Below are 6,738 nucleotides of genomic sequence, written 5' to 3'. Positions count from 1 at the left end.
CGGCCACTCGCGGCGTTGGCGAAACGTCCGAACAGAATCACTATTCGGACGCCTCGCCGCCTTGCGATTGACCGCATCTGACGCCGCTCGCTGATCCACCAGGGGTTACGGCACAGCCTTTAGTCGGTGGGGATGCGCGGCCGGGTGCCCTCGCGCAGCACGGTGGCCTCGATGAGGCCGTAGGGGCGGTCGGCCGCGTGGTAGACCTCGTTGTCGTTCGTCAGCCCGAAGGGTTCCAGGTCCACCAGGAAGTGGTGCTTGTTGGGCAGCGACAGGCGGATCTCCTCGACCCAGGGCCGGGCCTCGACCACGCGCGCGCCCATCGCGTACAGGGTCTGCTGGAGGGAGCGCGAGTACGTCCCGGCGAACGCCCGCAGCAGGTCCTCGCGCACCTCGGCATAGCCGCGGTCCCAGTCGGGCGCGGGCTGCCCGGCGGCGCCGTCCCAGGCGGCGCGCCAGCGGGCGGTGACGTCGGTGGCCAGCACCCGGTCGCCGGTCTCCCGCAGCGTGGTGTACGGGTCCGTCACGAAGCCGCGGAACTCCGAGTCGGTGGTGTTCATGACGGTCAGTCCGGTCAGGCCCGAGACGACCTCGAACCGCTCGCCGTCGTAGCCGACCTGCGCGGTGCGGGTCTCCCGCCCCGCGCGGACGAAGGAGTGCCCGGTGCCGTCCTGCGCCGACCCGATGCGCTCCCACGCGTACTCCGCCAGCCGCACGCGCGCGGTGGTGACGGCCTCCTGGCTGGTGACGAAGTGGCGGGCGAGCAGGGCGCCGAAGTCCTCGGGCGAGGCGACGCCGTGCCGCCGGGCGAAGGCGTAGACGGTGTTCTTGGCGGTGTCGGTGGGCAGCACGTTGGCGTTGCTGCCGGAGAGGTGGACCTCGTCCATGGCGCCGGTCAGCGCGATGGACACGTTCAGGTCGCGGACGCGGTGGGTGCGGCCGTCCCGGGTGACCCGTACGACGCGGGTCTCGGCCTTGCCGTACTGGTTCTGGCCGAGCACCGCGCGCCCGGCGGGCGGCGAGGGCACGGCGGCCGGGTCCGTGGTGTTCACCATGGCGGTCAGCTCCCTCGGTAGACGGAGTAGCCGTACGGGCTGAGCAGCAGCGGCACGTGGTAGTGCCGGCCCGGCTCGACGGCGAAGGCCGCCGTGACCTCCGGGAAGAACGGCCCGCCGACCGCGAACTCCAGCCGCGCGTGCGTGGCCCCGGGCGGCAGCGGAGGCAGGCCCGCGCACCGGCCGTCGGCGTCCGTGGTGGCGGCGGCGTGCGCGGCCCAGGGCTCGTGCGGGCCGGTGCGCACCGACAGCACCACGCCGACGCCCGCGGCGGGCCGGCCGGCGCCGGTGTCCAGGACGTGGGTGGACACGGAGGTCGTCATCGCGGGTCCTCCACAGGGTCGTACGGGTCCGGGGCGGCCTCGGCGCCGGGGTCCGCGGCGAGCCGGGCGAGCCGGATGCGGTTGATCTCTCCCAGTTCCGCGCGGACGATCTCCCGCTCGGTGTCCGCGTCGTTGCCGATGCGCGCGAGCAGGGCGGCGCGCACCTCCGCGCCGGTGCGGCCGGTGGCGCAGATCAGGAAGACGTGGCCGTGCCGCTCCTGGTACGCGAGGTTCAGGGCGAGCAGGTCGGCGCGCTCGGACTCCTGCACGCCGCTCTGCTCGCGCGCGGAGGCGCCGCCGCCGGGGCGGCCGATGGGCGGGTGCCCGGCGACCGCCTCGGCGAGGCCGTCGTCGGACAGGCCCGCCGTGGCCCGGCCGCCCGCGGCGAGCAGGGCGGGCAGGCCGTCGTAGGGCCGCCCGGCGGCCACCGCCGCGCACCACTCCCGGCTGGCGCACACCTCGCGCAGCAGGGCGGCGGCGCCGGTGGCGTCCGCCGCGTTGAGCCGGGCCAGCCCCGGCGTGGCGCTCGCAGTCACAGCGCAGAAGCTACCACGCCGTGTCAACAGTTTGTTGAAACCATGGGAGCGCCCAGGGCGCCGTTGATCCGATCGGATGACTTCCGGCCGCGCGCCGCCGATCATCCGGACGCGCGGGGAAGCTCCACGGTGGCCCGGACGTCGAAGAAAGGGATACCGCCATGGCCACGAGCATGCAGCAGCAGACCGCAGGCGAGGCGATCGCCGAGATCAACACCCCCGAGCACATCGGACGCATGCTGATCGCGCGGGCGCTGCAAGGGGCCGCGAAGCAGCAGCAGGCGGGCAAGAGCGGCCCGTACGAGACCACCATGCAGGTCATGGTGTCGCTCGACGACGACAAGGACCTCGCGGCGCGCAACGTCGAGGGGGGATGTTTCTGTATCCACGTACACGGCGGCTGGGTCTGCTTCTGCCCTGAGCTGTGAGCGGCCGGTCGCCCCGCTCAGCGTCCCTGCGGGGCGACCGCTCCCGGCCGAAAAAGGTGATACACCGCCAGGTGGACGGCCGGGCCCTCCGCGGGTCCGGCCGCCTCGCCGCACAGCCTCCTACCTGGGGCGTTGCGGACCGCTGCCGGTTTCCCGGTTGAGGTAGTTGTAGACGGTGAAGCGGCTCACGCCGAGCGCGCTCGCCACGGTCTCCACGCCGTGCCGTACGGAGAACGCGCCGCGCTGCTCCAGCATGCGCACGATCGACTGCTTGGTCTCGCGGTCCAGGTCCGCGAGCGGCCTGCCGTGCCGGCGCCGCAGGTCGGCGAGGATGCGGTCGAGGGACTCCGCCAGGTGCGGCAGCCGTACGGCGACCACCGCCCGGCCCTCCCAGGACAGCACGACGTCGTCCTCCGCGGCGCGCTCGGGCGGGATCAGCTCGCCGCCCATGGCGTCGACCAGCGGCTTGACCGCCGCCGCGAACGGGTGGTCGTCCGGCCCGGTCACGGCGCGCCCTCCGCGCCGCCCGGGTCGCCGCCCGGCGCGTCCTGCGGCAGGACGTTGACCTGGAGCGAGACGCGGGTCGCCCCGGCCTGGAGCGTGGCGCGCAGCAGCTCCCGCACGGCGGCCAGCACGGTCTCCGCCGGCCCTTCCGCGGTGTTGCCGAAGGGGCCGACGTCGACCGCGTCCAGCTCGGCGGCCCGTACGACCTCGCGGGCCACCAGGGCGTGCCGCGGCAGCTCTTCGAGGTCGAACGGCTCGGTGGTGAAGTCAACCCTGAGTCTCACAGCGCCAACCTAGACCCTGGGCCGTCCCGCGGGACGTACGGGCCGGGCGGACGCCGCGGGGCCCGCGTGAGGCGCCCGGCCCCCGTCCTACACCGGTTCGCGCGTCAGCGCCTCCCGCAGCACCGCCTTGCGGATCTTGCCGCTCGACGTCAGCGGGAACTCGGCCATCACCCGCACCCGCCGTGGGATCTTGAAGCGGGCGAGCCGGCCGCGGCAGAAGCCGTCGACCTCCTCGGCGGTCAGGTCCCCGGCGCCGTCGGCGAGGATCACGCAGGCCACCACCTCCTCGCCGTGCGCCTCGTCCGGCACGCCGACCACCTGCACGTCGGCGATCTTCGGGTGCGCGTACAGGAACTCCTCGATCTCCCGCGGCGAGATGCTCTCCCCGTCCCGGATGATCATGTCCTTGATGCGGCCCACGATCCGGACGTACCCGTCCTCGCCCATCTCCGCGAGGTCGCCGGTGTGCATCCAGCGCGCCGCGTCCACGACCTCGGACGTGCGCTCCGGCTCCTGCCAGTAGCCGAGCATGACGCCGTGGCCGCGCACGCACAGCTCGCCCCGGCCGCCGCGGGGCACCGTGAGCCCGGTGACCGGGTCGGTCACCTTGACCTCGACGTGCGGCAGGACCTCGCCGACCGTGCCGGCGCGGCGCTCGGCGTCGTCACCGCGGCGGGTCAGGGTGGCCACCGGCGAGGTCTCGGTCATGCCGTAGGCGACGGCGACGTCGGCCATGTGGAGCTCGGACATGACACGCTTCAGCACCTCGGGCGGGCACGGCGAGCCGCCCGTGATCCCCGTGCGCAGCGACGTGAGGTCGTACGTGGCCAGGTCGGGCACGTTCAGCTCGGCGCGGAACATCGTCGGCACCCCGAACAGCGACGTACAGCGCTCCCCGGCCACGGCGCGCAGCGTGGCGGCCGGGTCGAAGGAAGGCGCCGGCAGCACCGCGCACGCGCCGTGCGCCACGGCGCCCAGGACGCCGAGCACCATGCCGAAGGTGTGGTGCAGCGGCACCGGCAGGCAGACCCGGTCGCGCTCGGTGTGCCCGAGCAGCGCCCCGGTCAGGTACGCGTTGTTCAGCACGTTGTGGTGCGAGAGCACCGCGCCCTTGGGCGTGCCGGTGGTGCCGGAGGTGTACAGGATGGCGGCCGGGTCGTCGCAGCTCAGCTCGGCCTCCCGGGCGGCGAGGGCGCCGAGCCCCGCGTGGTCGGCGTGGCGCGGCAGCGCCTCCCACTCGGGGGTGCCCAGCACCAGCACCTCGTGCAGCGCCGGACAGGCGGCCCCCACCCGGGCCAGCACGGCCCGGCGGTCCTCGCCCTCGAAGGCGGGCGCGGCGACCAGCACGCCGGCGCCGGACTGGGTCAGCGCGTACGCCAGCTCGTGGGAGCCGTAGGCGGGGTTGAGGCTGACCAGGACGGCGCCCGCGCGGGCCGCGGCGAGCTGCACGAGCACCGTCTCCGCGACGCCCGGCGCCCACAGGGCGACCCGGTCGCCCTTGAGCACGCCGCGGGCCAGCAGCCCGCCCGCGAGCGCGTCCACGTCCCGGCCCAGCTCGGCCCAGGTCCAGCGGCGCCCGCCGACCGCGTCGACCAGCGCCTCGCGGGAGCCGAACCGCTGGACCGTACGGGCCAGCCGGGCGCCGACGGTGTCGCCGAGCAGGGCCGGGCCGCCCCGGCCGGAGGCGTAGGACGGGGCCGTCATCGCGGCTCCAGAGCGAGTTCGCGCGCGCCGGCCTCGCGCAGCTCGACCTTGCGGACCTTGCCGCTGACGGTGGTGGGGAAGGAGTCCATGACGCGCAGGTACCGGGGGATCTTGTAGTGGGCGAGCCGGCCGCGGCAGAAGCGGGCCAGCTCGTCGCGGCTGAGCGGCCCCGCGCCGTCGCGGAGGATGACGCACGCCAGGATCTCCTCGCCGTGCGTCTCGTCGGGCACGCCGACCACCTGCACCTCGGAGATCTTGGGGTGGGTGTGCAGGAACTCCTCGATCTCGCGCGGGTACACGTTCACCCCGCCGCGGATGATCATGTCCTTGATGCGGCCGACGATCTGGACGTACCCGTCCTCGCCCATGATCGCCAGGTCGCCGGTGTGCATCCAGCGGGCCGCGTCGATGGCCTGGGCGGTCAGCTCCGCCTCCTGCCAGTAGCCGAGCATCACCGAGTAGCCGCGGGTGCACAGCTCGCCTCGGGTGCCGCGGGGCACGGTCACGCCGGTCACCGGGTCCACGATCTTGATCTCGATGTGCGGGACCGCCCGGCCGACGGTGCCGGTGCGGCGGTCGATGTCGTCGTCCGCGCGGGTCTGGAGGGACACCGGGGAGGTCTCGGTCATGCCGTAGCAGATCGACACCCCGGTCATGTGCATCTCGGCGATGACGCGCTTGACCACCTCGGCCGGGCACGGCGACCCGGCGACGATGCCGGTGCGCAGGCTGGTCAGGTCGTAGTCGCCGAAGCCGGGCAGGGCCAACTCGGCGGCGAACATGGTGGGCACCCCGTACAGCACGGTGCACCGCTCGGCCTGCACGGCGGCCAGCGTGGCGGCCGGGTCGAAGACGGGCGCGGGGATGACCACGCACGCGCCGTGCGTGGTGGCGCCCAGGTTGCCCATCACCATGCCGAAGGAGTGGTGGAAGGGCACGGGCACGCAGATGCGGTCCTCGGCCGTGTAGGCCATCGTGTCGCCCACCGAGAAGCCGTTGTTGAGGATGTTGTGGTGGGAGAGCACGGCGCCCTTGGGGAAGCCGGTGGCGCCGGAGGTGTACTGGATGCTGACCGGGTCGTCGCACGACAGCCGCGCCTCCCGCTCGGCCAGCCGGCCGCGCGGCACGTCCGCTCCCGCGCGCACCAGGCCGTCCCAGGTGCGGTCGCCGATGTAGACGACGTCGCGCAGCAGCGGGCACTCGCCGCGCACCTGCTCGACCATGCGGCGGTAGTCGCCTGACCGGTCGTCGGTGCTGGAGATCAGCACGGAGACCCCGGACTGCCGCAGCACGTAGCGCAGTTCGTGCACCCGGTAGGCCGGGTTGAGGTTGACCATGATGGCGCCGACCCGCGCCGCCGCGTACTGGGTCAGCACCCACTCCGGGCAGTTGACGGCCCAGATGCCGACCCGGTCGCCCTTGGCGACGCCCTTGGCGAGCAGCCCCAGCGCGACCTCCTCGACGGCCGTGCCGAACTCGGCGTACGTCCAGCGGCGGCCGCTCGCCGCGTCGACCAGCGCCTCACGGTCCCCGAACCGCTCGACGGTCCGGGCCAGGCCGGCCCCGACGGTGTCGCCGAGCAGCGGGATGTCGCCCACTCCGCTGTCGTACGACAGCCGGGGGCGGCCGGTCTGGACCGGCAGGTCGGCCGTGAGATCCCCCCGCGAGCGCGGGCGGGTGTCAAGCTCGGTCATGAGGTCTCCTCGGAATACTCGTCGCCGCCGCGCGCGGGGTGCTCGCGCGGCTCGGATCGGCGGATGGTGCCGAACCCGGGGGGCGTCCGCGGCAGGGCCGGGCGCGCCGGGTCGGCGGCGGGGACGGCGGCGTCCTCGGCGACGGCCTCGCAAAGTGGTGCCGCTAACCGGCCGGAGGCGGCCGGCGCGTGGGCGCGCCGGCCGTGGGGC

Annotated in this window: 9 protein-coding genes; 1 reads left to right on the top strand and 8 read right to left on the bottom strand. The window is 74.3% G+C overall.

The window, feature by feature from the left end:
* Positions 1-119 precede the first annotated feature (119 nt).
* From pucL to RKE29_RS26755, 3 genes are read right to left on the bottom strand one after another with little or no spacing between them, the layout of a single operon-like run.
* The gene (gene pucL, locus RKE29_RS26765) at positions 120-1,055 is read right to left on the bottom strand and encodes a factor-independent urate hydroxylase (protein ID WP_312008239.1); all 936 of its coding nucleotides are present in this window, start codon (positions 1,053-1,055) and stop codon (positions 120-122) included.
* A gap of 5 nt (positions 1,056-1,060) precedes the next feature.
* Positions 1,061-1,378, bottom strand: coding sequence for a hydroxyisourate hydrolase (locus RKE29_RS26760; protein WP_312008238.1), 318 nt, complete (start codon positions 1,376-1,378; stop codon positions 1,061-1,063).
* Positions 1,375-1,914 (bottom strand): 2-oxo-4-hydroxy-4-carboxy-5-ureidoimidazoline decarboxylase, encoded by a 540-nt coding sequence (locus RKE29_RS26755; RefSeq protein ID WP_312008237.1) that lies wholly within the window; start codon positions 1,912-1,914, stop codon positions 1,375-1,377. Before RKE29_RS26755 ends, RKE29_RS26760 begins: the two co-directional genes overlap by 4 nt.
* A gap of 161 nt (positions 1,915-2,075) precedes the next feature.
* Between RKE29_RS26755 and RKE29_RS26750 the strand changes: the two genes are divergently transcribed.
* The gene (locus RKE29_RS26750) at positions 2,076-2,342 is read left to right on the top strand and encodes a hypothetical protein (RefSeq protein WP_312008236.1); all 267 of its coding nucleotides are present in this window, start codon (positions 2,076-2,078) and stop codon (positions 2,340-2,342) included.
* A gap of 120 nt (positions 2,343-2,462) precedes the next feature.
* On the opposite strand, the gene RKE29_RS26745 is transcribed toward RKE29_RS26750, so the two are convergent.
* The 5 genes from RKE29_RS26745 to RKE29_RS26725 form a co-directional block, all read right to left on the bottom strand.
* Positions 2,463-2,849 (bottom strand): helix-turn-helix domain-containing protein, encoded by a 387-nt coding sequence (locus RKE29_RS26745; RefSeq protein WP_312008235.1) that lies wholly within the window; start codon positions 2,847-2,849, stop codon positions 2,463-2,465.
* A complete protein-coding gene (locus RKE29_RS26740; protein WP_312008234.1) occupies positions 2,846-3,130 on the bottom strand; it encodes a thiamine-binding protein in 285 nt (94 codons plus the stop codon). Before RKE29_RS26740 ends, RKE29_RS26745 begins: the two co-directional genes overlap by 4 nt.
* Before the next feature lie 87 nt (positions 3,131-3,217).
* The gene (locus RKE29_RS26735; protein WP_312008233.1) at positions 3,218-4,834 is read right to left on the bottom strand and encodes an AMP-binding protein; all 1,617 of its coding nucleotides are present in this window, start codon (positions 4,832-4,834) and stop codon (positions 3,218-3,220) included.
* Positions 4,831-6,528 (bottom strand): AMP-binding protein, encoded by a 1,698-nt coding sequence (locus RKE29_RS26730; RefSeq protein WP_312008232.1) that lies wholly within the window; start codon positions 6,526-6,528, stop codon positions 4,831-4,833. Before RKE29_RS26730 ends, RKE29_RS26735 begins: the two co-directional genes overlap by 4 nt.
* Positions 6,525-6,738, bottom strand: a 214-nt coding sequence (locus tag RKE29_RS26725) for a hypothetical protein (protein ID WP_312008231.1), incomplete at its 5' end; no start/stop codon positions are given. The genes RKE29_RS26730 and RKE29_RS26725, both read right to left, overlap by 4 nt.

This window comes from Streptomyces sp. B1866 (assembly GCF_031932565.1).
Taxonomy (GTDB): Bacteria; Actinomycetota; Actinomycetes; order Streptomycetales; family Streptomycetaceae; genus Streptomyces.
The sequence above is the reverse complement of the archived record's forward strand: the minus strand, read 5'-3'. Positions and strand labels throughout refer to the sequence as shown.